This is a genomic window from Bacillus sp. JJ1503, from assembly GCF_036965125.1.
Lineage (GTDB): Bacteria > Bacillota > Bacilli > Bacillales > Cytobacillaceae > Cytobacillus.
Genome location: NZ_JBALOZ010000198.1, coordinates 15,662 through 18,896, shown reverse-complemented (window position 1 = coordinate 18,896; position 3,235 = coordinate 15,662). Strand labels below are relative to the sequence as shown.

Here is a 3,235-nt window from a genome sequence, read left to right as displayed (position 1 = left end):
AACATATGCAGCGTACAGAATAGAATTTAGTTTAGGAATTGATAATAAACTTCAAGAATTTTTATTGTTTCTTAATCCATTAAGTTCCGCCTTATTATTCCTAGGTTTTGCTTTATTTTTTAAAGGACGGATGCAATCAGTATTATTCATTACGATGAACTTCCTGATGTCGTTTTTATTATATGCAAATGTTGTTTATTACCGATTCTTCAATGACTTTATTACAGTTCCAGTCGTCATGCAAACGAAGACGAACGGGGGGCAATTAGGAGGAAGTGCTTTATCCCTCATGAGTCCTTTTGATGTATTTTACTTTATTGATACAATTATCCTGGCGTTTTTTATCTTTAAAAAATGGTACAACCCTAGTAAGACAGTAAGCAGAAAGCCTGCGAAGTATGTGATTGCGGCAGCAATCCTAACTTTTATTATTAATCTAGGTCTGGCTGAAGCAGATCGTCCACAATTGCTTACTCGTTCTTTTGACAGAAACTATCTTGTGAAATATTTAGGTGCTTATAATTTCTCTGTTTATGATGTCATTCAGAATGCAAGGTCAGCTAGTCAAAGAGCTTTAGCTGATTCAAACGACATTACAGAAGTGGAGAACTATATTAAAGCCAATTATGCTGCGCCTAATCCTGAATACTTTGGAAAAGCGAAAGGAATGAATGTGATTTACATTTCTTTAGAGTCACTTCAAACCTTTATTATCGATTACAAGTTAAACGGCCAAGAGGTAACTCCATTTTTAAACTCATTGGCGCATAATGGCGAAACGTTCTATTTTGATAATATTATTAACCAAACAGGTCAAGGAAAAACATCAGATGCTGAATTTATTATGGATAATTCTTTATATCCGATGTCTCAAGGTTCTGTCTATGTAACAAAAGCTCAAAATACGTATCATGCCGCACCAGCTATTTTGAAAACACATGGATATACGTCAGCAGTTTTCCACGGAAACTATAAAACGTTTTGGAATCGCAATGAAATGTATCGTTCTTTAGGATATGATCAATTTTTTGATGCAGAATATTACGATATGAGTGAAGAAAACACGAAAAACTATGGCATGAAGGATAAACCATTCTTTACTGAATCCATGCCGATGTTAGAAAGTCTGCCACAGCCTTTTTATACAAAATTCATTACTCTATCTAATCATTTTCCATTTAAAATGGATGAAGGGGATACTGATTTCCCTGCAGCTGAAACTGATAATAAGGTAGTGAACCAATACTTCCAGTCTGCGAATTATATGGACCAGGCAATTGAACAGTTCTTTAATGACCTTAAAGCATCAGGACTATATGATAATACGGTTGTTGTCATGTATGGCGATCATTATGGCATTTCAGAGAACCATAATGATGCGATGGCTGAAATTATCGGAAAAGAAATTACTCCTTTTGAGTATGCTAGAAATCTGCAAAGAGTTCCGGTATTCATCCATGTACCAGGAGTAGATGGCGGAGCTCAGCATCAAATTGGCGGCCAAGTAGATGTTCGTCCAACAGTGCTGCATTTATTAGGAATTGATACGAAGGATTATTTGGAAATTGGCTCTGATCTTTTGTCTAAAAACCATCGTGAAGTCATTCCATTCCGCAATGGAGACTTTGTCTCTCCGAAAGTGACCCAAGTGGACGAAAAATTCTATTCCAATGAAACAGGTGAGCTTGTAGATGGAGAAGAATATGCACATTTAGCTGAAAAAGCAAAAGCTGAACTGCAAATATCAGATAACATCGTGTATAAAGACCTTCTAAGATTCTATCAGCCAGATGGCTATGAACCGATTGACAGAAATGATTATCAGTATATAAAAAAGGAAGATCCGATCAAAAGTGAAACAGAAAAACAAACGGGCAATGTGGAATAATGGGAAGGGCGGAGAGTAAATCTTCGCTCTTTTTGTTGCTTTAAAACTGTTTCATAATGTACAAAAAAAATGTTTAACATAATATTATTATGTAAACAAAAATATTTGAAATTAGACTATCGATCATCTATATAGTAAAGTGAAGTTATAGTTTCATTAGACAGGAGGAATAATAATGAGCGAGTGTAAATTAGATCATTCACTTGAAGATGTTAAGCTGAAGTACGAGCAGCAAAAAGAATTTTTACCTAATAGCATGGCTCCGCTATTTGAGGCTTTCTTTAATGAAGAACATACACAGGATATATTAAATGAAGTATTTCACCTGTTAAAGAAATATGATTTAGCAACAGAAGATGAGAAGGTGCAGCGGGAAAACCGCTTAAATTTAGTTTTAAAAAATGTATAAAATGAAATGTGAGAAGACTTGTTAAGCGGAGTCTTCTTTTTTTTGAAGGCTGTTACAAAATTTTTGTAGCTATTAAAATATTATTTTAACTACACAAATTTTGTGATATTATAATATTACTTGTTTAATTGAAAAAGTTTATTAAGGATGTGTCAGAATTGAAGGAATCTCATCGCCCAATATTTGATTTAGCAATTCGCACAGCCGATATGCTTGTAAAGATGTTTGGGTCTCGTTGTGAAGTAGCCGTTCATGATTTTTCAGATTTGAAAAGATCCCTTATTCATCTTGCTGGGAGTGTGACTGGAAGAAAAATTGGCTCTCCCATTACGGATCTAGTGTTAAACGAGCTAGCAAAAAAGGATCAGGAAATAGAGGATATTCCGAGCTATAAAACACAGTCGAGCAAAGGGAATGTGATGAAATCAGCAACGATCTTCCTTCGTGATATTTACGGTAAGATTATCGGTGCTTTATGTATTAATTATGATATAAGTCTATTAATGCAATTTGGCGGAGAAATCGAAGAATTTATTAGCTTTGATGAACAACAGCATACAAAATCAGAAAACTTCTTCACCTCTGTCCAAGAGGTTATCCATGAAATGGTTGAACAAGTTTTGCTCGGATTTAAGAAAGCGCCATCCCTAATGAGCCTTGATGAAAAAGTGGAATGTGTTAGGCAACTTGATGAAAAAGGGACATTTCTAATAAAAGGTGCAACAGATTATGTGGCATCAGTACTCGGTGTTTCAAAATTCACGGTTTATAATTATTTACAAAAAATTAGAACAATAAATGAGCTTCAGCCAGAAGAGCTTGCTGAACATAAATAATTTTGAACTCATAAATTAATAGAAAAGCGGAAGCGCCTTGGTCACCCCCGACAAGCACAAGTCGAGCCTCCCGGAAAGGTGTTCTTTACCTTTCTGGGAGGA

At 35.1% G+C, this 3,235-nt stretch carries 3 protein-coding genes; all 3 read left to right on the top strand.

What is annotated here, in order from left to right:
* Positions 1 to 1,888 (top strand): LTA synthase family protein (locus V7149_RS15475; protein WP_335346507.1); only part of this gene is annotated, 1,888 nt, incomplete at its 5' end.
* Between the two features lie 175 nt (positions 1,889 to 2,063).
* Positions 2,064 to 2,297, top strand: coding sequence for a hypothetical protein (locus tag V7149_RS15470; RefSeq protein WP_335346506.1), 234 nt, complete (start codon positions 2,064 to 2,066; stop codon positions 2,295 to 2,297).
* Between the two features lie 149 nt (positions 2,298 to 2,446).
* Positions 2,447 to 3,133 (top strand): helix-turn-helix transcriptional regulator, encoded by a 687-nt coding sequence (locus V7149_RS15465; protein ID WP_335346505.1) that lies wholly within the window; start codon positions 2,447 to 2,449, stop codon positions 3,131 to 3,133.
* Positions 3,134 to 3,235 lie beyond the last annotated feature (102 nt).

What these genes read in the sequence shown, in the direction of transcription:
- V7149_RS15470 (WP_335346506.1), top strand. Translation starts at nt 2,064, where the DNA reads ATGAGCGAGTGTAAATTAGATCATTCACTTGAAGATGTTAAGCTGAAG.